Consider the following 24,330-nt stretch of genomic DNA (forward strand, 5'->3'; position numbering starts at 1 on the left):
GACCCCAAAATCGGACGGGACGGCCATCCGGCGGGCTCAGGTGTCGTCTGTCCTTTTCTTTTAGAGTTACGTATTCATGAAACACCCACAATTGCTTTTGATCGCTGCCGGCCTGGCGCTGGCCGGTTTGACTTGCGCCCATGCGGCACCGCTGGCGGAATCGAACCCATTCGCCAAACCGAGCGCGCTGCCTTTCCAATATCCTGCTTTCGACAAGATCCACAATGAGGACTATGCCCCGGCTTACGAGGCGGGCATCCGCGAGCAGGCGGCTGAAGTGGCGGCCATCGCCAACAATCCGCAGCCGGCCACGTTCGAGAACACCATCGTGGCCATGGAGCGTTCGGGCCAGCTGCTGGCGCGCGTGTCGTCCGTGTTCGGCAATCTGTCGGGCGCCAACACCAACGACAGCATGGAGGCGCTGGACCGCGAGCTGGCGCCGAAACTGGCGGCGCACAGCGATGCGATCCGCTTGAACGGCAAGCTGTACCAGCGCATCAAGTCGCTGTACGAGAAGCGCAATAAGCTGGGCCTGGACGCCGAGTCGAAGTTCCTGCTGGAGCGTTACCACACCGATTTCGTGCGCGCCGGCGCCAAGCTGTCGGCTGCCAACAAGGACAAGCTGAAAGCCTATAACACCGAGCTGGCGGGCCTGCAGACCACCTTCAGCCAGAACGTGCTGAAGGAAGCCAATGCCTCGGCCCTGATTGTCGACACGCGCGAAGAGCTGGCCGGCATGAGCGAGAAGGCGATCGACGCCGCCGCAGCGGCGGCCAAGGCGCGCGGCCTGGAGGGCAAATTCGCCATCGCCGTCAGCAATACCACCGGCCAGGCGCCGCTGGCGGTGCTGAGCAACCGCAGCACGCGCCAGCGCCTGCTGGAAGCGTCGCTGGTGCGCGGCAGCCATGGCGGCGAGTTCGACAACCGCGCCATCGTGACCCGCATCGCCAAGCTGCGCGCCGAACGCGCCGCCCTGCTGGGCTACCGCAACCACGCCAGCTACGCGCTGGAAGACCAGACCGCGCACGACACGGGCGCCGTCAACCGGCTGCTGGCCGAATTCGCCAAACCGGCGGTCGCCAATGCGCGCCGCGAAGCGGCCGATATCCAGCAGGCGATCGATGCCGAGAAGGGCGGCTTTGCCGTCGGCGCCCACGACTGGGCCTTCTACAGCGACAAGGTGCGCCAGGCGCGCTATGCCTTCGACCAGAACCAGCTGCGGCCTTATTTCGAGCTCGATAATGTGCTCAGTAACGGCCTGTTCTTCGCCGCCAACAAGGTGTATGGCCTGAGCTTCAAGGAGCGCAAGGATCTGCCGGTGTACCACCCGGACGTGCGCGTGTTCGACGTGTTCGACGCCGACGGCAAGCCGCTCGCCATCTTCCTGGCCGACTTTTACGCGCGCGGCAATAAGCGCGGCGGGGCCTGGATGAACGCCTATGTGTCCCAGTCCAAACTGATGGGCACCCAGCCGGTGATCGCCAACCACCTAAACATTCCGAAGCCCTCGGCCGGCGAGCCGACCCTGCTCACCTACGACGAGTTGCGCACCCTGTTCCATGAATTCGGCCATGCGCTGCACGGCATGTTCTCCGACGTGAACTACCCGCGCTTTGCCGGCACCCGCGTGCCGCGCGACTTCGTCGAGTTCCCGTCCCAGGTCAACGAGATGTGGGCCACCTGGCCGGAAGTGCTGGCTAACTACGCCAAGCACTACCAGACCGGCGCGCCGATGCCGCAAGAGCTGCTCGACAAGGTGCAGGCCGCGAAGAAGTTCAATGAAGGCTACCGCACCACCGAATACCTGGCCGCCGCCATCATCGACCAGCGCTGGCACCAGCTGGGCGCCAAGCAGGTGCCGAGCGATGTGCTGGGCTTCGAAGCGGCCGCGCTGAAGGACGCCGGGGTCGACTTCACGCCGGTGCCGCCGCGCTACCGCACCACCTACTTCTCGCACGTCTTCGCCGGTGGTTACGCGGCCGGCTACTACGGCTATCTGTGGAGCGAAAAGCTCGACGCCGAGAGCGTCGAATGGTTCAAGGAAAACGGCGGCATGCTGCGCAAGAACGGCGACTGGTTCCGCAAGATGCTGCTCTCGCGCGGCGGCACCATGGACGCCATGCAAATGTTCCGCGCCTTCCGCGGCCGCGACGCCCGGATCGAACCCCTGCTCGAACGCCGCGGCCTGACGGCCAAGTAAAGGCCGGGCCCGTGTCCACTCTGGTGCCTGGCACCAAGGTGGACACGGGCTGGGCGGTAGGATGCTGCTTAGGTCATGGCTGGATGGGCGATTTCGGTGTATAAATTCATTGTGGTCATTTCATTTGGATTGGGATATGAATAAGCTGAAAGAGCAATTGAAAACCCTGCATGAACAGCTGCACCAGACGGGGCCGATCGATGAGGAATTGCTGGATCTGCTGCAGCAGCTCGACGGCGATATCAAGTCGCTGCTGGAGCAGGGCGCGGCGGCGGCGCCGGAAAGCACCACCACCTATGGCCTGGCCGAGCGCACCCAGGAGCTGACGGCGCGCTTCGCGGCCCAGCACCCGTCGCTGGAGCCGACCTTGCGCGAGCTGGGCCGCATCCTCGGCAATATGGGTATTTGAGCCGCGCCTAAAAAAACGGGACAGTCCGCAGACTGTCCCGCCTGGAAGAGGACCCGGGGCAAGCACCACCCCGGGCGGCTAGCGTTACGGAAACGCCAGCATGGGCGGTTCTTCACCGCCAAAGTCGAAATCGGGATGGCGCCGCGCGATCATCGCTTCGATGTCTTTCATGCGCCGCACCGGCACATCGACCATCATCAGCACCTGGCCCTGATCGAGGCGGGGCGCGTATTGCTCCAGTTTCTTGTTCGGGATGGCGGCCGCGTTCATGCCGGACGCCCAGCCGCCGAACAGGGCGCCGCCCAGGGCCACCAGCAGGATGCTGGCGGTGCGCAGGGTCACGCCTTCGGGCGGGAACAGCGACAGGAAGATGCCGGCGCCCAGGCCGACAATGCCGCCGATGATGGTGCCCCACTGGGCGCCGTGGATCAGGTCGGTTTTCACCATGAAGCTGCAGCCCGGCATATCGTCCGGCAGCGGCGCGCGCGCCAGGAAGCGGATATGGCGTTCTTCGATGCGCGCCAGCAGCATCTCGTCGAGCATGGCGCGGGCGCTGGGCAGGTCGGGCAGCAGATAGTACAGGCGGCGTCGCATGATGGTGTCTCCCGGGGGTGGTTTTTCTCGTTATAGCAAAAATGCTACGCAAAGCAATGTGCTTTTGCTATTTTCCCGTTGCGCCGGGCCTTGCGCTTTGCATACAAGTTGTTGAAAATTAAGAGTTTTTCAGCGGCAAAAACGGTGGCCGCCGTGCTCAGCCCCGGGCATTTCCGGTACAATGCCGCCAATGAACTCCCCCGCCAATCTTTTTGCGACCGTCCCGAAGCGGTCTGCGCGCGCTGCCGTCGCGCCTTTTCTTCCCATGTCCCGCGCCGAAATGGATACCCTGGGCTGGGACGCGTGCGACGTCATCCTGATCACCGGCGACGCCTATATCGACCATCCGAGTTTCGGCATGGCCCTGGTCGGCCGCCTGCTCGAAGCGCAAGGCTTCCGCGTCGGCATCATCAGCCAGCCGGACTGGCATTCGGCCGACGCCTTCCGCGCGCTGGGCAAGCCGCGCCTGTATTTCGGCGTCACCGCCGGCAATATGGATTCCATGGTCAACCGCTACACGGCCGACCGCAAGATCCGCTCCGACGACGCCTACACCGCCAACGCCGAGCCGAACAAGCGGCCCGACCGCGCCGTCACCGTCTACGCCCAGCGCGCGCGCGAAGCCTATGCCGACGTGCCGGTCATCATCGGCAGCATCGAAGCCTCGCTGCGCCGCATCGCCCACTACGATTACTGGTCAGACAAGGTGCGCCGCTCGGTGCTGCCCGATTCCAAGGCCGACCTGCTGATCTTCGGCAATGCCGAACGCGCCCTGGTCGACCTGACCCACCGCCTGGCGGCGGGCGAGGACATCAAGGACATCAAGAACCTGCGCGGCACGGCCTTCATGGTGCCGCAGGGCTGGCTGCCCGGCGCCGACTGGGCCGTGCACAACTCGACCCGCGTCGACGTGCCGGGCAAGGTCGATGTGCATCCGAATCCGTATGCGATGGCGCCGGAAGACAAGCAGGCTTGCGCCACCGATAATGCCGCCACGGCGCCGGAAGTGGTGAAACCCATCGTCATCATGACGCGCGAAGAGCGCGCGGCGCTGGCCAAGGAGCAGCACCACAAGACCGTGGTGCGCCTGCCGTCCTACGAGACGGTGAAAGCCGATCCGGTGATGTACGCCCATACCTCGCGCGTATTCCACCTGGAATCGAACCCCGGCAATGCGCGCGCCCTGGTGCAGGGCCACGGCGAGCGCGATGTGTGGATCAATCCGCCCCCGCTGCCGCTGCAGATGGACGAGATGGATGGCGTCTACGATATGAATTATGCGCGCGCGCCGCACCCAAGCTATGGCAATGCGCGCATCCCGGCCTGGGAAATGATCCGCTTCTCGATCAATATCATGCGCGGCTGCTTCGGCGGCTGCACCTTCTGCTCGATCACCGAGCACGAAGGGCGCATCATCCAGAGCCGTTCCGAGCCGTCCATCCTGCGCGAGATCGAGCACGTGCGCGACAAGACCAAGGGCTTCACCGGCACCATTTCCGACCTCGGCGGGCCGACCGCGAATATGTACCGGCTGGCGTGCAAGGACAAGAAGATCGAGGAAACCTGCCGCCGCCTGTCCTGCGTTTACCCTTCGATCTGCGTCAACCTGGGCACCGACCACAGCAAGCTGATTTCGCTCTACCGCAAGGCGCGCGCGATTCCCGGCGTGAAGAAGATCCTGATCGGTTCCGGCCTGCGCTACGACCTGGCCGTGCGTTCGCCCGAGTATGTGAAAGAGCTGGTGACCCACCACGTCGGCGGCCTCTTGAAGATCGCGCCCGAGCACACCGAGCCGAATGTGCTGAACAAGATGATGAAGCCCGGCATCGGCGCTTACGACGAGTTCAAGGCCATGTTCGAGAAGTATTCGCTGGAAGCGGGCAAGAAGCAGTACCTGATTCCCTACTTCATCGCGGCCCACCCGGGCGCCACCGACGAGGACATGCTGAACCTGGCGCTGTGGCTCAAGAAGAACAACTTCCGCCTGGACCAGGTGCAAGCGTTCATGCCGACGCCGATGGCGATGGCGACCACCATGTACCACTCGCGCAAGAACCCGCTGCACAAGGTGACGGCCGATTCGGAAGTGGTGGAAACGGCGCGCAGCGGCAAGGTGCGCAAGGCGCACAAGGCCTTCCTGCGCTATTACGATCCGGAGAACTGGCCGATCCTGCGCGAAACGCTGCAGCGCATGGGGCGCGCCGACCTGATCGGCAATGGCGAGCGCCACCTGATCCCGGCCTGGACGGCGGGCGAGGAAAACCTGAAGGCCGCGCCCGAAGGCAAGCGCGCCATGCCGACGCTGGCGCCGGGCGCCAAGCCGCGCAGCGCGCCAGGCCAGGGGCCGGCGGCCGCGCCGCGCGGCGCCGGGCGTGGTCCGGCGGCGGCCTCGGCGGCCGGCGCCCGCGGCGGCCAGCGCGCCAACGCCCTGACCGGCTCGCTGACGGCGCGCGCCACCGTCGAGACCAAGGTGCGCGCTTCGATCCTCGACACCATCAAGGTCAAGCCCAAGGCGGCCCCGGCCAAAGCGGGCGGCGCCAAGCCGGCGCGCGGCGGCCGCAAATAAGCGCGCGGCGGTAAAAAGGGGCACAAAGGGGAGCTGCGGCTCCCCTTTGGCATTGGATTTCTGGTTAGCAACGTTGTATGATCGCCATTCCGCACAATAGCAAGGCAAATGCCGGCTTGCTCGCGCGACGGCGCCGGCCATTTCGCCCTTACACTAGACGGCAAGCTGCTCTACCTTAACCAGATCATGATGACTACCATGCCTAAGTTCAAAACCCTGTTCCTGGTGCCCCTGCTGGCGCTGCTGGCCGCCTGTGGCGGTGGTGGCGGCGGCGGCTCGTCCACCCCGACCACGCCGGACGTCACGCTGAAATCGATCGTCGTCACTCCGGCCAATTTCACCGTGGCGGTCGGCGGCACGCAAACCTTGACGGCGACCGGCACCTATTCCGACGGCAAGGTGGCCGCCATCACCAGCGGCGTGACCTGGACCTTGAAAACCGGGACGGCGGCCGAAGTGTTCAGCAATGGCAGCGTGCGCGGCAAGCTGATCGGTAACGACACGGTGACGGCCACGGTCGGCAGCGTGGCCGGCAGCACCAGTTTCACCATCAAGCCCCCGTATTCCAGCCTGGTCGCTGGCGGCAACCAGACCCTGGCCGTGAAAGCCGACGGCAGTACCGTGGCCTGGGGCGCCAATAACTGGGGCCAGTTGGGCGACGGCAGCCTGGCCGACCGCAACACCCCGGTCCAGGTCAAGAACCCGCAGGCCCTGCCATGGAAGGTGGTGTCCACCGGCGAATTCCACACCCTGGCCATCCGCGAGAACGGCACGCTGTGGGCTTGGGGGCTGAACCAGAACGGCCAGCTCGGCACGAATAACACCAGCAACCGCGCCGATCCGGTGCAGGTGGGCTCGGCCACGGACTGGGTCTTCATTTCGGCCGGCAAAGGCCATTCGCTGGCCATCAATAAGGGCGGCGTCCTGTTCGGCTGGGGCCGCAACAACAATGGCCAGCTGGGCGACAACACCACCATCGACCGCCTGGTGCCGACCAAGATCGGCACCTTCACCAACTGGCGCACCGTGTCCGCCGGCGCCACCCACACGGTGGGCATCCGCGCCGACAACAGCCTGTACACCTGGGGCGGCAATGCCAGCGGCCAGCTGGGCAATGGCGGCACCACCGACGTGCTGCTGCCAACCAAGGTGGGCACGGCCAGCTGGCTGAGCGCGTCCGCGGGCGGCGCCCATACCCTGGCGATCCAGACCGGCGGCTCGCTGTGGGCCTGGGGCGCCAACGGCGCCGGCCAGCTCGGCAACGACAGCTCGACCAATGCCTCGGCCCCGGTGCAGGTGGGCAGCGACGACAATTGGTTCATGGCCGTGGCCGGCAATACCCACTCGGTGGGCATCCGCACCAACAACACCCTGTGGGCCTGGGGTTCGAACGTCGAAGGCCAGCTCGGCGACGGCACCCTGAACGATGTGGGCGGCCCGCGCCAGATCGGCACCGACAATAATTGGTATGCCGTGGCGGCCGGCCTGCAACACAGCTTCGGCCTGCGCCTGGACGGCACGCTGTGGGGCTGGGGCTTGAACAAGCAGGGCCAGCTGGGCAATGGCAGCAATAACAGCGCGCTGATCCCGACCCAGCTGCCCTGAGCCTGGGGCAGCAGCGGCGGGCGGCATGCCCCGCCGCCGGCATGACCGGAAAGGAATAAAAGCGTGCCGGCAGCCAGAGCGGATACAATCTGCTCAGGCTGCTGTTCCGCTAACCCGTTTCCGGACAATTCAGTGCACGCAAGCCCTCACCCTTCCTTCCTCCTTCTGCGCGCCAGCCTTGCTGGCCGTTTTGCTTTTCTGCTGGCCCTTGCGCTGGTCCTTGTGCTGGCGCTGCCGGCCGTCCCGGCCCAGGCCCAGCAGAAAGTCGTGCTCCAGCTCAAGCACACCCACCAATTCCAGTTTGCCGGCTATTACGCCGCGCTCGAAAAAGGCTATTACCGCGAGGCCGGCCTCGAGGTGCAATTGGTCGAAGGCCATGGCGGGCTGGAGCCGGAAAAAGCCGTCCTGGCGGGCAAGGCCCAGTACGGCGTGGGCGATAGCGGCTTGCTGCTGTCGCGCCTCTCCGGCAAGCCGCTGGTGGCGCTGGCCGTGGTGTTCCAGCACTCGCCCTATGCGCTGGCCATGCGCCAGGAAGGGCCGGGCAACGATATCCGCCGCATCGCCGGCAAGCGCGTCATGGTCGGCTCGCTGCAGGACGCCCAGCCGCAGATCGACGAGCTGATGGCCTATCTGAAGAAGGAGGGCGTGAACACCAGCGATATCGTGCGCCTGGAACACAGCTTCGACCCCAACGACCTGATCGTCGGCCGCACCGACGCCATGGCCGTGTTCGTCACCAACGAGCCCGATTACCTGGACCGCGCCGGCTTCCCCTACGAGATCTTCAGCCCGCGCTCGGCCGGCATCGATTTTTACGGCGACAATCTGTTTACCAGCGAACAGGAACTGAACGCCCATCCGGAACGCGTGAAAGCCTTCCGCGCCGCCAGCATGCGCGGCTGGCAGTACGCCATGAGCCACCAGGAAGAAATCGCCGACCTGATCCTGAACAAATACTCGCGCCGCCACGACCGCCTGCACCTGCTGTACGAGGCGCGCCAGATGGTGCCGCTGGTGCAGCCGGTGCTGGTCGAAATCGGCTATATGAACCCGGAGCGCTGGCAGCACATCGCCGACATCTACGCCGAGCAGGGCATGCTGCCCAAGGGCGCCTCCTTCGACGGCTTCCTGTACAACATGGAGAGCGGCGCCAACCTGGTCTGGCTGTACCGCGTGCTGGGTGCGGCGGCCACCCTGCTGGTGCTGGGCGCCGGCGTGCACTTCACCCTGCTGGCGCGCGAGCGCAGCCGCACCGACGAAGCCATCCGCAAGGGCGAGCAGCGCTTCCGCACCATGTTCGAAGCGGCGCCCATGGGCATCGCCCTGATCGATTCGGTCAGCGGCCAGTTCCGCGACGTCAATCCGCGCTTCCTCGAAATCGCCGGGCGCACGCCGATGGAGATGAAGGCCAGCCGCTGGATGGACATCAGCCATCCCGACGATGTCGCGCCCGAGCAGGACAAGATGGCCCAGCTCAACGCCCAGCAAGTGAGCGGCTTCAAGCTCACCAAGCGCATGCTGCGCCCCGACGGCGGCGTGGTCTGGGTCGACGCCTCGATCAACGCCATCGAAACCGAGAGCCACCCGCACCACCTGTGCATGATCGAGGATGTGACCGAGAAAAAGGAAACCGAAGCCCTGATCTGGCAGCAGGCCAATTTCGACACCCTGACCCAGCTGCCCAACCGGCGTATGTTCCTCGACCGCCTGCAGCATGACATCCTGAAGAGCCGGCGCGACGGCACCCGCATCGCCATCCTGTTCATCGACCTCGACCACTTCAAGGAAGTCAACGACACGCTCGGCCACCACCAGGGCGATGTGCTGCTGATCGACGCCGCGCGCCGCATCAGCGCCTGCGTGCGCCAGTCCGACACCGTGGCCCGCCTCGGCGGCGACGAATTCACCGTCATCGTGCCCGAGCTGCACGACGTCGAGCGCGTCGACAGCATCGCCCAGAACATCATCGACAGCCTGCTGGCGCCCTTCCCGCTGGGGCAGGAGCAAGCCTTCGTCTCGGCCAGCATCGGCATCACGCTGTACCCGGACGACGCGGCCAGCGTGGACGATCTGCTCAAGCACGCCGACCAGGCCATGTACGCCGCCAAGGGCGCGGGCCGCAACCGCTTCAGCTACTTCACGCCGGCGCTGCAGGTGGCGGCCCTGAACCGCATGCGCCTGACCAACGACTTGCGCGGCGCGCTGAAGGGCAACCAGTTCAAGCTCTACTTCCAGCCCATCGTGCACCTGGCCACGGGCCGCATCCACAAGGCCGAGGCGCTGATCCGCTGGGAGCATCCGCAGCGCGGCCTGGTCAGTCCGCTGGAATTCATCCCGCTGGCCGAGGCGAGCGGCCTGGTGGTGGCGATCGGCGAATGGGTGTTCCATGAATCGGCGCGCTGGGTGCAGCACTGGCGGCGCGAAGTGGATCCCGACTTCCAGGTCAGCATCAACCAGTCGCCGCTCGAATTCCAGCGCGAAGGCGCCAGCTACGCCAACTGGCTGCGCACGCTGCAGCAACTGGGCCTGCCGGGCCAGTCGCTGGTGGTGGAAATCACCGAAGGCTTGCTGCTCGACGCCAGCAGCACCGTTACCGACAAGCTGCTGCAGCTGCGCGACGCCGGCATCCAGGTCGCGCTCGACGATTTCGGCACCGGCTATTCCTCGCTGTCCTACCTGAAGAAATTCGACATCGACTACCTCAAGATCGACCGCAGCTTCACGCGCAACCTGGCGCCCGAATCGAGCGATATGGCCCTGTCCGACGCCATCATCGTCATGGCCCACAAGCTCGACCTGAAGGTTATCGCCGAAGGCGTGGAAACGGCCGAGCAGCGCGACCTGCTGGCCGCCGCCGGCTGCGACTACGGCCAGGGCTACCTCTTCGCCCGCCCCCTGCCCGCGGCCGATTTCGACACCCTGCTCAAAACCCAGGCTTGAGCCGGCGCAGCACCGGCGCTGGCCAAGCGGCTAGTGTGATTGTTCAGACAGTCACGCCGGAATAAAGCGATGGGAACTGGGACTACAATGAGCCATGTTCGTGTCGGCCGCTGGATGTCAATGGCGGAATACGCCTTGATGCGTGCCCGATTCCGCAGATGCCCGCCGCTGCCAATATCGTATTATTCGCTTGTAACTGGCGAAGGAGTTAAGAATGCTGAGCAGGTTTCATGCCTGGGCCACGGCGCTGTTGGCGACCTTGCCTCAGGACGTGGAGGCGGGATTGAATGTGTGCCCGCCTTCGGCCAATCCGGCGCTGCGGCTTGAGCTGGACACGCCGGCGGCCCTGGCCTCCCTTGTCTGCTGGGAAAGCGGCAACTATGCCGCCGAAGTGCTGGACGTCAGGACGGAACAATACCGTTGCCAGCGCCTGGGCGAGTTTTCGCCCGACTTTCCCTTATCCGAACAATTGAGCGATTTCCTCGCCGCTTTGCAATTGGACTTGGCGCCGCCCCCCGCCCCCTGAGCAAAAGCGCAACCCTGGCAGGCCGGCAACCCGATCGCCGCCGACAGGCGATAATACGCGCTGGCTAGATGTTGCGATAGTTAAATTCAATTGAGTTTATTGCGACAATCAATTTTTCAAATAGCCGAGAAAGCCTTAGACTGGCAACTCATTGATCCACAACCCTTCACGAGGAAACCACAATGTCCCTGATTAACACCCAAGTCAAACCGTTCAAAGCCACCGCTTACCACAACGGCAAGTTCATCGATCTGAACGAAGAGTCCCTGAAAGGCAAGTGGTCGGTCTTCGTGTTCTACCCAGCCGACTTCACCTTCGTCTGCCCAACCGAACTGGAAGACCTGGCGGACCACCACGCCGAATTCGCCAAACTGGGCGTGGAAATCTACGGCATCTCGACCGATACCCACTTCGCCCACAAAGCCTGGCACGACACCTCCGACGCCATCAAGAAAGTGCAATATCCGCTGATCGGCGACCCGACCGGCCACCTGGCCCGCAACTTCCAGGTGATGATCGAAGAAGAAGGCCTGGCCCTGCGCGGCACCTTCGTCATCAATCCTGACGGCTTCATCAAAGTGCTGGAAGTGCACGACAACGGCATCGGCCGCGACGCTTCCGAGCTGCTGCGCAAAGTGAAAGCGGCCCAGTACGTGGCTTCCCACCCAGGCGAAGTGTGCCCGGCCAAGTGGACCGAAGGCGCCGCCACCCTGACCCCGTCGCTGGACCTGGTCGGCAAGATCTAAGCTGTAGCAAGCCCCGCATACCGGCCGGCGGGGTATCGCCCCCCGGCCGGGATGTCGCAAACGAATAAAGGAAAACGTCATGTTGGATGCCAATCTCAAAACCCAGTTGAAAGCCTATTTGGAAAAGGTGGTGCAGCCGATTGAGATCGTTGCATCGCTCGACGGTTCCGCCAAATCGCAGGAATTGCAAGGTCTGCTGCAGGACATCGAATCCCTGAGCGACAAGATTACCGTGGTCGAGCGTCCGGAAGCGCATAGCCGCAAGCCCGCGTTCTCGATCAACCGCCCTGGCAGCGATATCGGCGTGACCTTCGCCGGCATCCCCATGGGCCATGAATTCACCTCCCTGGTGCTGGCCCTGCTGCAAGTGGGCGGCCACACCATCAAGCTGGACGAGGCCGTGATCGAACAGATCCGCAACCTCGACGGCGACTACAACTTCGAGACGTATATCTCGCTGAGCTGCCATAACTGCCCGGAAGTGGTGCAGGCGCTCAACACCATGTCGGTGATCAATCCGCGCATCAAGGTGACCACGGTCGACGGCGGCGTCTTCCCGCAGGAAGTGGAAGCGCGCCAGATCATGGCCGTGCCGATGATGTTCCTGAACGGCGAGCACTTCGGCCAGGGCCGCAGCAGCGTGGAAGAGATCCTGTCCAAGCTCGACACCGGCGCCGGCGAACGCCAGGCCGCTGAGCTGAACAAGAAAGACGTGTTTGACGTGCTGATCGTCGGCGGCGGTCCGGCCGGCGCGGCCGCGGCGATCTACGCCGCCCGCAAAGGCATCAAGACCGGCGTCGTGGCCGACCGCTTCGGCGGCCAGGTGCTGGACACCCTCGCCATCGAAAACTTCGTCTCGGTGAAGGAAACCGACGGCCCGAAATTCGCCGTGGCCCTGGAACAGCACGTCAAGGATTACGAAGTCGACATCATGAATACCCAGCGCGCCGTGAAACTGGTGCCGGGCAAGGTCAGCGAAATCCACACCGCCAGCGGCGCGGTGCTGAAAGGCAAATCGGTGATCATTTCGACCGGCGCGCGCTGGCGCGAAATCAATGTGCCGGGCGAGAAGGAATACCGCAACCATGGCGTGGCCTACTGCCCGCACTGCGACGGCCCCCTGTTCAAGGGCAAGCGCGTGGCCGTGATCGGCGGCGGCAACTCCGGCGTGGAAGCGGCGATCGACCTGGCTGGCCTGGTCGAGCATGTGACGCTGATCGAATTCGGCGCCGAACTGCGCGCCGACGCCGTACTGCAACGCAAGCTGCACTCGCTGAAAAACGTCAAGGTGATCGTCTCGGCGCAAACCACCGAGATCCACGGCGATGGTAAAAAGGTCAACGCCCTGAGCTACACCGACCGCAATAGCGGCGAGTCGCGCAAGGTCGAGCTGGAAGGCGTGTTCGTGCAGATCGGCCTGGTGCCGAATACCGAATGGCTGAAAGGCGCGATCGAGTTGTCGCGCCATGGCGAAATCGTGGTCGACGCCCGTGGCCAGACCTCGGTGCCTGGCGTCTTCGCCGCCGGCGACGTCACCACCGTGCCCTACAAGCAGATCGTCATTGCCGTCGGCGAAGGCGCCAAAGCCTCCCTGGCTGCCTTCGACCACCTGATCCGCAGCAGCGACGACGTCATCGCCGCCTAAGCCCAGCGGCGCCTTTGCGCCAAATCAAACAATGTCCCACCCTGGTGTCAGGCACCAGAGTGGGACATTTTTTGTTTTAGATCAAAGAATGTCCGACCTTGGTGCCTGACACCAGGGTGGGACATTTTTTGCGCTGGATCAAAGGGAGCTTCGAGGTGGGGGCGAAGTGCGGGTCGAGCATTGCGCTTTCGGTGAGCCGGGGGAGTTGGGGCGTGTCGCCGTCGCAAGCAATGCCGTGAGGAAAACGGCGGCGGAAATGAAAGAAGCCCGGCGAACCGGGCTTCTTTCGGAATATTGGCGGAGCGGACGGGGCTCGAACCCGCGACCCCCGGCGTGACAGGCCGGTATTCTAACCAACTGAACTACCGCTCCAATTCTTCATGTCCATTTCGTTGCTGGTGGGCGCTGAGAGGCTCGAACTCCCGACCTAATCCTTGTAAGGGATCCGCTCTACCAACTGAGCTAAGCGCCCTTCATCCTGCTTCGAAACTTTCAAACGTTTGTCACAACGTTCAGAAGAGGCCGTATTGTAATGCGGCGTTTCGCAGTTCCGCAAGGGTTTTCTCAAAAATATTTCAATTTCTTTGAAAACCCTGTTTTGCGGTTTGCGCGCTTACTCGGCGATGCCCCACAGCGACAGCATCCAGGCGCGCTGGAAAGCCTGCTCGTGCAGCGCGTCGTAGCGGCCCGAGGCGCCGCCGTGGCCGGCGCCCATATTCACCTTCAGCAGCAGCGGCTGCTTGTCGGTCTTATGGGCGCGCAGCTTGGCCACGTACTTGGCCGGTTCCCAGTACATCACCTGGCTGTCGTTCAAGCCGGTCGTCACCAGCATGGCCGGGTAGGCTTTGCGCTCGATATTGTCGTAAGGCGAGTAGCTGCGCATATAGTCGTAGGCCGCCTTCTCGTTCGGATTGCCCCATTCCAGGTACTCGCCTGTGGTCAGCGGCAGCGACGCATCCATCATGGTGTTCATCACGTCGACGAAGGGCACGGCCGCGTGCACGCCGCGGAACAGCTCGGGACGCATATTGGTCACCGCGCCCATCAGCAGGCCGCCGGCGCTGCCGCCTTCGGCGATCAGGCGCTCCGGGCTGGTCCATTTTTCCTTGACCAGGTAGTCGGCCACGTCGATGAAGTCGGTGAAGGTGTTTTTCTTCTTCATCAGCATGCCGTCGTCGTGCCAGGCTTCGCCCAGCTCGTTGCCGCCGCGGATATAGGCCATCACGTACACGGCGCCGCGGTCGATCAGGCTCAGGTTGCGCGCCGAGAAGGTGGCGTTCATGCCCATGCCATAGGAACCGTAGGCGTACAGCAGCAACGGCGCCTTGCCGTCGCGCGCCACGCCTTTTTTCGCCAGGGTCCACAGCGGCACCTGTACGCCGTCGCGCGCCGAGGCCCACAGCATGCGCGTTTCGTATTGGCCGGCGTCATAGCCGGGCACGGTCTTGCGCCAGATTTCGCGGCGCTGGCCGCTGGCCATATCGACGCCCAGCACGGTGGGCGGCGCCACCGGCGATTCATAGCTCAGCACCAGCTCGCGCGCGTCGAAGTCGGCCGGCACGCTGCCTGGACTGGAGCCTGGGGTGCGGGTGGCGTAGACCTCGTCCGGGAACTGCACGGTTTTCCAGCCGCGCGTAGCGAAGTCGTAGATGCGGGTGCGCGGCAGGGCGCGGCTCTTTTCGTGCACCGCGAGGAAGCCTTGGTACAGGCCAAAGCCTTGCAGCAGCACGTCCTTGTCGTGCGCCACCACCTCGGTCCAGTGCTGCGGCTGCGGCGTCGCCAGCGGTGCGCTGACGATGCGGAAGTTCTTGGCATCCTTATTCGTCATCAGGTAGACCTGGCCGTCGCGGGTATCGGCAAAGTAGCGGTGGCCTTTTTCGCGCGGCAGCAGCACCTTGAACTCGCCCTTGGGCTGGTCGGCCGGCAGCAGGCGCGTTTCATTGGTGTCCGTGCTTTGCGCGCTGAGCTGCAGGAACTTGCCGTCCGAGCTGGTATCGACGCCGATATTGAACAGCTCGTCGACTTCATGGTAAAGCTGAGTGGGCTTGCCGCCCAGCGGCAGGCGGAACAGGCGGTCGGAACGCTTGGTGGTGGCGTCTTCCTGCACCACGAACAGGGTCTTGTTGTCGCTGGCCCAGGCCAGCGCGGTGATGCGCGGCATGGTGGTGCTGAGCACTTTGCCGGTTTTCAGATCCTTGACGTGCAGCTGGTATTGGCGGAAACCGGTGGTGTCGGTGGTGTAAGCGAGCAGGCGCGAGTCGGGGCTGACGGCAAAGCCTTCGACCGCGAAGAATTTCTTGCCCTTGGCCAGCTTGTTGCGGTCGAGCAGAAGCTCTTCGGGTGCCTTGGGGTCGTAGGCATCGTTGGCGCCGGCGCGGCGGCGGTAGTTGGAGCCGTATTGCTGGCCCGCCTCGATGCGCGTGTAATAGTAATAGCCCTTGCTGCGCAGCGGCGCGCCTTGTTCGGCTTCCAGCATGCGGCCCTTCATCTCGCCGAAGACCTTGTCGGCCAGCGGCTTGATCTTGGCGGTCATCGCCTCGGTATAGGCATTTTCCGCTTTCAGATAGTCGATGACGGCGGGCGTGCTTTTTTCGCGCAACCAATAATAATCGTCCGTCACGACTTCGCCGTGGCGGGTTTCCTGCCAGGCGCGCTTGGCGGCGACCGGCGCCTCGAGCGCCAGGGCCGGTGCTGCCATAATGGCCAAGGCGGAGGCCAGGGCGCTTGCTTTGACTATCTTCACTACGACTCCCTTGGGTTATTTTTTGTGCAATGATGATACATTGAAAAATCAGAAAGTGATACAGATGGGAAACTACTCGGGGGAGGCATCGCAGGACGAGGCGCTATACGGCCGCATCGGGCGGCGCCTGGTGCCGTTCCTGTTCCTGTGCTACGTGGTGGCCTATCTCGACCGCGTGAACGTCGGCTTCGCCAAATTGCAGATGCAGGCCGATCTGGCGCTGTCGGATACCGTCTATGGCCTGGGCGCGGGCATTTTCTTCCTCGGTTACTTCCTGTTCGAGCTGCCCTCCAATCTGCTGCTGGCCCGCGTCGGCGCGCGGCGCTGGATCGCGCGCATCATGGTCAGCTGGGGACTGGTGTCGGCCGCCACCATGTTCGCCACCGGGCCGGCCAGCTTTTACCTGCTGCGCTTCCTGCTGGGCGTGGCGGAAGCGGGCTTCTTCCCCGGCATCATCCTGTATCTGACCTATTGGTATCCCGAACGCCGCCGCGCCCGCATCGTGGCCCTGTTCATGAGCGGGGTGGCGGTGGCCGGCGTGCTCGGCGGACCGCTGTCGGGCTGGATCATGAAAGCTTTTGCCGGCGCGGGCGGCCTACATGGCTGGCAGTGGTTGTTCCTGCTGGAAGCCTTGCCAGCCATCGTGCTGGGCCTGTGGACCCTGGTCTATCTGGACGATGGCCCGGCGGCCGCGCGCTGGCTGTCGGCGTCGGACCAAGCCGCCGTGCTGGCCGCGCTGGCGGCCGACGGCGGCCGGCGCGAGCACATGCCGCTGCTGGCGGTGCTGTCCAGCGCGCGCGTCTGGCTGCTGGCGCTGATCTACTTCCTGTTCGTGATGGGCTTGTATGGCGTGAGCTTCTGGCTGCCGCAGCTGATCCGCAATACCGGCGTCAGCGATGTGTTCGAGATCGGCCTGCTGACGGCGATTCCGTATGGCGTGGCGGCGCTGGCGATGATTGTGGCGGCGCGCCATTCCGACCGCACGGGCGAGCGGCGCTGGCATGCGGCGCTGGCCGCGTTCGCGGGGGCGGCGGGCTTGCTGGCCTCGGTCCACTACGGCCAGCATACGATGCTGGCGATGGCGGCGCTGAGCCTGGCCACGGCGGGCATCTTGAGCACCTTCCCGATTTTCTGGAGCCTGCCCACGGCCATGCTGGGCGGCACGGCGGCCGCCGCCGGGATTGCGATGATCAATTCGATCGGCAACCTGGCCGGTTTCCTCAGTCCCTACCTGGTGGGCGCCATCAAGGACGCCACCGCCAGCACCGCCAACGGCATGCTGATGCTCGCTCTGAGCCTGCTGCTGGGCGGCGTGCTGGTGCTGCTCTCCACCACGGCGAGCGGAGAGATGCGATGACGCGCGCGCACCACGTGACGGCGGGCGGCGAACGCGCGCTGCTGCGGCAGCTGTTTGAAGCCGCCGTGCAGGCGGTCGATCCGCTCCACCTCATCGCGCGCCGACGCTGCGGATCGAAGTGGTGGAAGCGGGCCATCCAGTGCCGGACGATGCGGCCCACGACGCGGCCTTGCGCATGCTGGCGCTGGTGCGCGGCCTGACAGCGGACGATCTGGTGCTATGCCTGATGTCGGGCGGCGGCTCGGCCCTGCTGTCGCTGCCCGCGCCCGGCCTGAGCGTGCAGGAAAAGCGCGCGGTGCATCGCGCCCTGCTGCAATGCGGCGCCCCCATCGACGAGATGAATTGCGTGCGCAAGCACCTGTCGGCCATCAAGGGCGGGCGGCTGGCGCTGGCCTGCGCGCCGGCACGCGTCTTCACCCTGGTGCTGTCCGACGTGCCGGGCGACGACCCCGCCGTGGTGGCGTCCGGTCCCACGTTGGCCGACGCCAGCACGGCGGCCGATGCGCTGCGCATCCTGCAAAAATACGCGATCCCGATAGCGCCCGCCGTGCAAGCCCTGCTGAATGACCCGGCCCAGGAAACGCCCAAGCCCGGCGACGCGCGCCTGGCCGGCCATGGCGCCGTGGTCATTGCCACCGCCCAGCAAGCGCTGGAAGCGGCGGCGCAGGCGGCGCGCGCGGCAGGCTACGCGCCGCTCATCCTCAGCAACAGCATGGAAGGCGAGGCGCGCGAGGTCGCCATCGTCCACGCCAGCTTGGCGCGCCAGGCGAGGCTGCACGGCCAGCCGCTGGCGCCGCCCTGCGTGATTCTGTCCGGCGGCGAAACCAGTGTCACGGTGCGCGGCCAAGGTCGGGGAGGGCGCAATGCCGAATTCCTGCTGGCGCTGGCCATCGCGCTGAAAGATCTGCCCGGCGTGCACGCCATCGCCTGCGACACGGACGGCATCGACGGCACCGAAGACAATGCCGGCGCCCTGCTCGCGCCCGACACCCTGGCGCGCGCCGCCGCCCTCGGCCTCGATCCCGCCGCCCTGCTGGCCGACAATGACGGCTACAGCTTCTTCGCCGCGCTGGGCGACCTGCTGCTGACCGGACCCACCCGCACCAACGTCAACGACTTCCGCGCCATCCTGGTCAACGCGTCATGAGCAATTGTCTGAGCATCGCCAAATCGAAAAACGAGGACGTGCTGCTGACGGTTAGCCTGGAGCTCGACGGTCAGCGGCACGAGGTGACGCTGTGGGGCGATGACGACACCCTGCCGTGTTTCGCCCACACCCTGGGCAAAATCGTGCACCAGGGCGCGGCGTTGGCCTTGCAGCTCGGCCACTTCGGCCCCGGCTTTGCCGGCGACGCCGTGAACCTGCGTTTCAGCCACGCCGCGCCGCAGCAGCTAGGCATCGACGCCACATTGCTGGCCGAAGAAGACAAGGGCCGGATGCCGCCCCGGCAGTTCAATATCCGCTGCGAAGCGCATGCCGCCGCCGCCTTCCTGCAAGCCCTGACCCAGCTCGACGGCGAAGCCCGCGGCCAGGCACAGCTCAGCCTGCTGCCCCCAAACCAAGCCCCCCTTTGATCCAGATCAACAAATGTCCCACCCTGGTGTCAGGCGGGGCCGCCGAGGCACCAAGGTCGGACATTTGCTGATTTAGATCAAGGAATGTCCTGCTCTGGTGCCTGACACCAGGGTGGGACATTTGTTGATGTAGATCAGATGGCGGTGATTACCTGGGAGGTAATCGCTGTTATACGGCTTTATCCGGAGAATGGCTTCTGTCGATTGCGACATTAACCAACCGGAGATCGTCATGAACAAGGCTTTTGAAATCGCTGAGCAATACCTGGCTGTCTGGAATGAGCGCGATGCCGCGGCGCGCCGCAGCAAAGTGGCGTCCACCTTTACGCTGGATGCGGATTACGTGGATCCGATGATGAAGGGCGCGGGCCACGCCGGCATCGACGCGCTGATCGCGGGCGCGCAGAGCCATTTTCCCGGCCACCGCTTTGCGCTGTCGGGCACGCCCGATGGCCATAATGACGTGGTGCGCTTTTCCTGGGCGCTGAATGGCCCGGAAGGCCAGCCGGTGGCGCATGGCACCGATGTCGCCGTGGTCGCCGCCGATGGGCGCTTGAGCCGCGTCACCGGCTTTTTGAATAGCGTGGCGTGAGCCGCTGCTTGAGCCGGGCGCCGATCCGCGCTAGATTGTGCCATCCCATTTGAACGAGGCGAGCATGAATACCGCAGCATCCGGCGTGCCGGACCAGTATTTCAGCGATTTTCCGGCGTCCCTGCGCTATTGGCGCGGCAAGCGTGGCTATAGCCAGCTGCGCTTGTCCACCGATAGCGGCATCTCGCAGCGCCATATCAGCTTTCTGGAAAGCGGTCGTTCGCAGCCGAGCCGGGAGCTGATTCTGAAGCTGGGCATGGTGCTGGATATTCCGCTGCGCCAGCGCAATGTGATGCTGCTGGCGGCCGGCTATGCGCCAGCCTACCAGGAGCGCAAGCTGTCCGATCCGGAAATGCAGGCGGTGAAGCAGGCGCTGGATTTCATGCTGGCGCAGCAGGCGCCCTATCCGGCACTGGTGGTGGACCGCCTGTGGAATCTGGTGATGTGCAACGAGCCGGCCGGCGCCATGGTGCGCTGGCTGCTCGATATGCCGCCGCATGCGCCGATTCCGCGCGACGGCTCGGTGAATGTGCTGAAGCTGATGCTGGACCCGAACGCGATGCGCCAGCATATCGCCAACTGGGAGGAGGTCTGCGCCGACCAACTGCTGTGGATTCAGCGCGAGGCGATGGGCGATGGCCCCGGCAGCGAGGCGAGCGCGCTGCTGGCGGAGCTGCTTGCCTATCCCGGCATCGGCATGGCGACGCAGGCGCCCAATCTGGACCGGCGCGCCTTGCCCTTCTTGCCGGTCATGCTGCGCAAGGATGGCGTGGCGCTGAACCTGTTCACCACCATCACCACGCTCGGCACGCCGCATGATGTGACGGTGCATGAGCTGCGCCTGGAAGCGTTCTTTCCGGCCGATGAGGCCAGCGCCGCCTGGTTCAAGGCGCGCCATCAGGGTGGAGGACCAGCCGTGTAATTATTGCGGCCGCGCGTAGAAATCGAGGATTTCGCGCATGCCGCCGGCATACAGGCGGCGCGTGGCGGCCGCACCGATATTGCGTTCGTAGATGCGCAGGATGGTGCCGTCCTCCAGCATGGCGCGGATGGTCTGGGCATAGGCGTTGCGCACATCGGAGGAGAGGTTGTGCTGCGACAGATACAGTCCGGCCAGCTGGCGCGGCGATTCGGGCATGGTCAGCGCGCGCACCTGGGCGGCGATGCCGAGCCGGCTCAGATGCCACATAGAGATGACGGGTGGCGCCAGCGTGCCGTCGGCGCGGTTGGCGGCGATCTTGCGGAACACCACGTCGAAGTCGGGCACGTATTCGATGCGGCCGGCCTGCGCCAGCTTGTCGAGCAGGATGGCGACGTCGGCGCTGTAGACCATGCCGCGCACCACGTTCAGGCGCGCATCGCTGCGTTCGACAAAGTCGCTCAGGCTGGTGAAGCTGCCGGCCACGCGTGTCGACAGCAGCAGCTCGAACTGGGTGTAGACATAGGGGACGAACTGGCCGGTGCGGTCGCGCTCGGACGAACGTACCGAGCTGACAGTCATGTCGATGCGGTCGTTTTCAAGCTGGGCAAACAGGCGGCTGCGCGGGAACCAGGCGAACTTCATGGTGCAGCGGGTGCGGCGGCCGACTTCGCGCATCACTTCCACGCCGGCGCCGCGCAATTCGCCGTCCTGCTGGTAGGAGGAATAGCCTAAATCGCTGATGCCGACCACCGTGCGTTCGGGGCAAAGAATTGGAGCCGCGCCTGCGGTGCAGGTGATGCTGGCAGCCAGTAATCCGATGAGGAAGGAACGCAAGCCCATGTAACGGAAGTTGGTGGTCGAAACACTGCGCGCAGTGTACCACCGCCTTCCGTGCCGGGCTAGCGGCTTGGGCGCTGCGCGTTTAGAACTCTTCCCATTCGTCGTTGGCCGTGCTGGCGGGAGCTTTGGCCGGCTTGGATGCGGTAGCCGTGCGCGCCGGCGCTGCGGCGGCATCCCGGGCTGGCGCCGGCGTAGGCCTGGCCGCGGCCGGGCGCGTGCCGCGGCCGGGCAGGCTGACCGGCTTGGCGGCGGGGCGGATCGGCGGCCGGTCCATGGCGCGCTGCACGGGCACGATGGTGCGGCTGTCGCTGAGGCGGAATACCGCCACCGCTTCCGACAGGCGCACCGCCTGCTCCTGCATGCTGCCCGCCGCCGCCGCCGCCTGTTCCACCAGGGCGGCGTTCTGCTGGGTGGTGGTGTCCATCTCGGTGATGGCGACGTTGACCTGTTCGATGCCCTGGCTTTGCTCCTGGCTGGCCATGGTGATCTCGTTCATGATGTCGGCCACCTGCTGCACCGAATTGACGATCTGCTGCATGGTGGCGCCGGCATCGTCCACCAGGCGGCCGCCCGCGTCCACCTTCTGCACCGAATCGTCGATCAGCGCCTTGATTTCCTTGGCGGCGCTGGCCGAACGCTGCGCCAGGTTGCGTACTTCGGACGCCACCACGGCGAAGCCGCGTCCCTGCTCGCCGGCGCGCGCCGCTTCCACCGCCGCGTTCAGGGCCAGGATATTGGTCTGGAAGGCGATGCCGTCGATGACGCCGATGATGTCCACGATCTTGCTGGAGCTTTCCTTGATCGAACCCATGGTGTTGACCACTTCGCCCACCACCTGGCCGCCGCGCTGGGCGAATTCGGCGGCGGATACCACCAGCTGGTTGGCCTGGCGCGCGTTGTCGGCATTCTGCTTGACGGTCGATGTCAGTTGCTCCATCGAGGAGGCGGTTTCCTCCAGGCTGGAGGCTTGCTGTTCGGTGCGCGAGGACAGATCCAGATTGCCGGCCGCGATCTCGGCCGAGGCGGTGGTGATGGTGTCGCTGCTGCTGCGCACCGCGCCCACGGTGCGGGTCAGCGAGTCGACCATCTCCTTCAGGGCGTTCAGCAGGCGGCCCGTTTCATCCTTGCGCGTGACGGAGATATGCGCGCTCAGGTCGCCGCGCGCCACGGTTTCGGCCAGGTCCACCGCCTCGTTGATCGGCACCGTCACCGAGCGCGTGATCAGATAGCCGCCAACGGCCGAGAGCAGGGTGGCCAGCACCAGCATGCTGATCATCATGACGGTGGCATCATGGGCCGCCGCAGCTGCGGCCTGGCCGTCCTCCGCCATCAACTGGCTCTGGTATTTGAGGATGGTGTCCAGGCGCTGGAAATACGCCGTCTGCGCCGGTATCACTTCCTTGAACAGATACTGGATGGCGCCATCGCGGTTGCCGTCCGTATGCAGCTTGGTCGCCTGGTCGCGTTTTTCCGCATACACGGCGTAGTCGGCGCGCTGCTCCGCGAACAGCTTTTTGGCTTCCGGCCGCACCAGGAGTTTTTCCAGCTTGTTGGCCGCTTCCGCGCCGACGCGTTCGGCCTCCGTCATGCTCTCGAGGAAGCTGCGCGAGCTGCCGTTATCGTGGGCCAGCATGGCGTTGCGCAGCGCCTGCGCGCCACGGTTGGAATAGCTGCGCATATCGTTGGTCAGCGTGACCTTGACGTAGCGGTCGTTGACGATGCGGTCGGTGAGCGAACTGGTATGGTAGATGCTGGTCAGACCGCTGAAGGACATGATCAGCATGATCACGATGGTCAGCGCGAAGCCGATCGCGAGGCGGGCGCCGATTTTCATATTGGACAGGTTCACAAAACCTCCCGTTTGCAGTGGTGGTGATTAAAAACTGTGACGGATGCCGGTTGCCGCACTGGTTGCGCGCGGCTTGCCGCTCACCCTGTCGGTCATGGCCAGCACATACAGCTCGCTGCGTTTCGAGGCTGGATACAGATAGCCGAGGGTGGCCGTGGCGCGCGTGCGTTCGGGACCGAACAGGCTGCCGTCGCGGCGCGTATTGGCATAGCCGAACAGCACCGATCCCGGCCCCTGGCGCGAACTCAGTCCAACGCTGGCGACGCGGTCGTTCATGTGCAGGCCGGTGGGCGTGTTGTTGAAGGTGCGCTGGAACGTGGCGTACAGCTTGACGGCCGCGAAGTCATAGGCGATGCCGCCGAAATAGGCGCGCTGGTTGTCGACGGCCGCGTAGTTGATGGGCGCGCGCATGGCGTCGATGATGGGATTGCCCTGGTTCGGATTGCTCTCCCGCACGCGGTGCACGAAAGCGGTCAAGGCCAGCGGCCCGCGCGCATAAAAGACATTGGCCGCGATATTGTTCATGCCCGCCAGCCCCTGGCGCTCGCCGGGCTGGAAATGCACGCTGGCCTTCAAGCCGTTCACTTCCGGCGTGGTGTAGGCGATCTGGTTGCTCCAGCCGCTGTCGCCGGCGCTGCTGGGCGTCCAGTTGCGCGCGCCCGCCGGGCCGGACGGGATGTACGAGTGCAGCATCAGCGGCGAAAACGTGAAGGAATTGCCGAAGGGGTTGAACTGCACATTCGACAGGAAGTTGGGGGCGGCGGCGCGGCCGAACATCAGGCGGCCGAACGGCCCGGCCAGGGCCACATTGGCGTCGCGCGAAAACATGGGGTCGCCGGCGAAGCGTCCCGAGGCGCCGGTATCGACCAGGAAGGAGCCGGTCAGCGCGAATTCGGCGCGCAGGCCGCCACCCAGCTCTTCGCGGCCCTTGAAGCCGAAGTAGGACGTCGTCATGCCGCCGCTGCCGACCACGTTGCGGCGGGTAGCGTCGCCGCTATTGCGCAGCGTGCCGACATACGCATCGATCACGCCCATCACCGTGACCTGGGTCTGGCCCAGAGCCGGAACAGCGAGGGTGCAAAACGAGCATACGGCCAGCAGGAAAAGACGCGTCATAGCTGCTCCGGGAGGAGTGGGCGAGTTACGATAGTAACCCTGTTTGCCGCCGATCCAACGCCAAAACCGGCGCTTGTTGCACAAATGTGCAATCGGCCACATCCT

17 protein-coding genes, 2 tRNA genes and 1 pseudogene are annotated in these 24,330 nt (G+C 64.8%); 13 read left to right on the forward strand and 7 right to left on the reverse strand.

Annotated elements, in window-relative coordinates:
• Positions 1-76 precede the first annotated feature (76 nt).
• Entirely contained in the window at positions 77-2,200 is a 2,124-nt protein-coding gene (locus FHS03_RS02415; protein WP_183439404.1) for a M3 family metallopeptidase, read from the forward strand.
• 136 nt (positions 2,201-2,336) lie between these two features.
• A complete protein-coding gene (locus FHS03_RS02420; RefSeq protein ID WP_183439405.1) occupies positions 2,337-2,609 on the forward strand; it encodes a DUF4404 family protein in 273 nt (90 codons plus the stop codon).
• An 84-nt stretch (positions 2,610-2,693) separates the two neighbouring features.
• On the opposite strand, the gene FHS03_RS02425 is transcribed toward FHS03_RS02420, so the two are convergent.
• A complete protein-coding gene (locus tag FHS03_RS02425) occupies positions 2,694-3,203 on the reverse strand; it encodes a DUF1269 domain-containing protein (protein ID WP_183439406.1) in 510 nt (169 codons plus the stop codon).
• A 190-nt stretch (positions 3,204-3,393) separates the two neighbouring features.
• On the opposite strand from FHS03_RS02425, the gene FHS03_RS02430 reads away from it, so the two are divergent.
• The 6 genes from FHS03_RS02430 (at position 3,394) to ahpF (ending at position 13,231) form a co-directional block, all read left to right on the forward strand.
• The gene (locus FHS03_RS02430) at positions 3,394-5,769 is read left to right on the forward strand and encodes a YgiQ family radical SAM protein (RefSeq protein ID WP_183439407.1); all 2,376 of its coding nucleotides are present in this window, start codon (positions 3,394-3,396) and stop codon (positions 5,767-5,769) included.
• Between the two features lie 108 nt (positions 5,770-5,877).
• Positions 5,878-7,374, forward strand: coding sequence for an Ig-like domain-containing protein (locus tag FHS03_RS02435; RefSeq protein ID WP_229426020.1), 1,497 nt, complete (start codon positions 5,878-5,880; stop codon positions 7,372-7,374).
• A gap of 132 nt (positions 7,375-7,506) precedes the next feature.
• Positions 7,507-10,314 (forward strand): EAL domain-containing protein, encoded by a 2,808-nt coding sequence (locus tag FHS03_RS02440; protein WP_371871570.1) that lies wholly within the window; start codon positions 7,507-7,509, stop codon positions 10,312-10,314.
• 214 nt (positions 10,315-10,528) lie between these two features.
• Positions 10,529-10,840, forward strand: a complete 312-nt coding sequence (locus FHS03_RS02445) for an immunity protein TriTu family protein (protein WP_183439408.1) — start codon at positions 10,529-10,531, stop codon at positions 10,838-10,840.
• Positions 10,841-11,022: 182 nt separating this feature from the next.
• Positions 11,023-11,586: an alkyl hydroperoxide reductase subunit C gene (gene ahpC, locus FHS03_RS02450; RefSeq protein ID WP_183439409.1), complete on the forward strand. Its 564-nt coding sequence runs from the start codon at positions 11,023-11,025 to the stop codon at positions 11,584-11,586.
• Positions 11,587-11,665: 79 nt separating this feature from the next.
• The gene (gene ahpF, locus FHS03_RS02455) at positions 11,666-13,231 is read left to right on the forward strand and encodes an alkyl hydroperoxide reductase subunit F (protein ID WP_183439410.1); all 1,566 of its coding nucleotides are present in this window, start codon (positions 11,666-11,668) and stop codon (positions 13,229-13,231) included.
• A 295-nt stretch (positions 13,232-13,526) separates the two neighbouring features.
• Here ahpF and FHS03_RS02460 read toward each other — a convergent pair.
• The 3 genes from FHS03_RS02460 to FHS03_RS02470 all read right to left on the reverse strand — a co-directional run bounded on the left by FHS03_RS02460 (position 13,527) and on the right by FHS03_RS02470 (position 15,974).
• Positions 13,527-13,603 (reverse strand) — tRNA-Asp (locus FHS03_RS02460).
• A 24-nt stretch (positions 13,604-13,627) separates the two neighbouring features.
• Positions 13,628-13,703, reverse strand: a tRNA-Val gene (locus tag FHS03_RS02465).
• Between the two features lie 141 nt (positions 13,704-13,844).
• Positions 13,845-15,974, reverse strand: a complete 2,130-nt coding sequence (locus FHS03_RS02470) for a S9 family peptidase (protein ID WP_371871571.1) — start codon at positions 15,972-15,974, stop codon at positions 13,845-13,847.
• A gap of 64 nt (positions 15,975-16,038) precedes the next feature.
• Here FHS03_RS02470 and FHS03_RS02475 point away from each other — a divergent pair, with 64 nt between their 5' ends.
• The 5 genes and pseudogenes from FHS03_RS02475 to FHS03_RS02495 all read left to right on the forward strand — a co-directional run bounded on the left by FHS03_RS02475 (position 16,039) and on the right by FHS03_RS02495 (position 20,420).
• Positions 16,039-17,331 carry an MFS transporter gene (locus FHS03_RS02475; RefSeq protein ID WP_183439411.1) on the forward strand — a complete coding sequence of 431 codons (1,293 nt, stop codon included), beginning with the start codon at positions 16,039-16,041 and terminating at the stop codon, positions 17,329-17,331.
• Between the two features lie 91 nt (positions 17,332-17,422).
• Positions 17,423-18,478, forward strand: a pseudogene (locus FHS03_RS02480) (glycerate kinase type-2 family protein); the annotation flags it as partial.
• Positions 18,475-18,906, forward strand: coding sequence for a hypothetical protein (locus FHS03_RS02485; RefSeq protein ID WP_183439412.1), 432 nt, complete (start codon positions 18,475-18,477; stop codon positions 18,904-18,906). The pseudogene FHS03_RS02480 and the gene FHS03_RS02485, both read left to right, overlap by 4 nt.
• Before the next feature lie 232 nt (positions 18,907-19,138).
• Complete coding sequence (locus FHS03_RS02490) at positions 19,139-19,498, forward strand: nuclear transport factor 2 family protein (RefSeq protein ID WP_183439413.1); 360 nt, start codon at positions 19,139-19,141, stop codon at positions 19,496-19,498.
• A 64-nt stretch (positions 19,499-19,562) separates the two neighbouring features.
• Positions 19,563-20,420 (forward strand): helix-turn-helix domain-containing protein, encoded by an 858-nt coding sequence (locus tag FHS03_RS02495; RefSeq protein WP_183439414.1) that lies wholly within the window; start codon positions 19,563-19,565, stop codon positions 20,418-20,420.
• On the opposite strand, the gene FHS03_RS02500 is transcribed toward FHS03_RS02495, so the two are convergent.
• The 3 genes from FHS03_RS02500 to FHS03_RS02510 all read right to left on the reverse strand — a co-directional run bounded on the left by FHS03_RS02500 (position 20,421) and on the right by FHS03_RS02510 (position 24,225).
• A complete protein-coding gene (locus FHS03_RS02500; protein ID WP_183439415.1) occupies positions 20,421-21,260 on the reverse strand; it encodes a substrate-binding periplasmic protein in 840 nt (279 codons plus the stop codon).
• A gap of 82 nt (positions 21,261-21,342) precedes the next feature.
• The gene (locus FHS03_RS02505) at positions 21,343-23,109 is read right to left on the reverse strand and encodes a methyl-accepting chemotaxis protein (RefSeq protein ID WP_371871572.1); all 1,767 of its coding nucleotides are present in this window, start codon (positions 23,107-23,109) and stop codon (positions 21,343-21,345) included.
• Between the two features lie 27 nt (positions 23,110-23,136).
• The gene (locus FHS03_RS02510; protein WP_183439416.1) at positions 23,137-24,225 is read right to left on the reverse strand and encodes a porin; all 1,089 of its coding nucleotides are present in this window, start codon (positions 24,223-24,225) and stop codon (positions 23,137-23,139) included.
• Positions 24,226-24,330: the final 105 nt, after the last annotated feature.

This window comes from Pseudoduganella violacea (genome assembly GCF_014191875.1).
GTDB lineage: Bacteria > Pseudomonadota > Gammaproteobacteria > Burkholderiales > Burkholderiaceae_D > Rugamonas > Rugamonas violacea_A.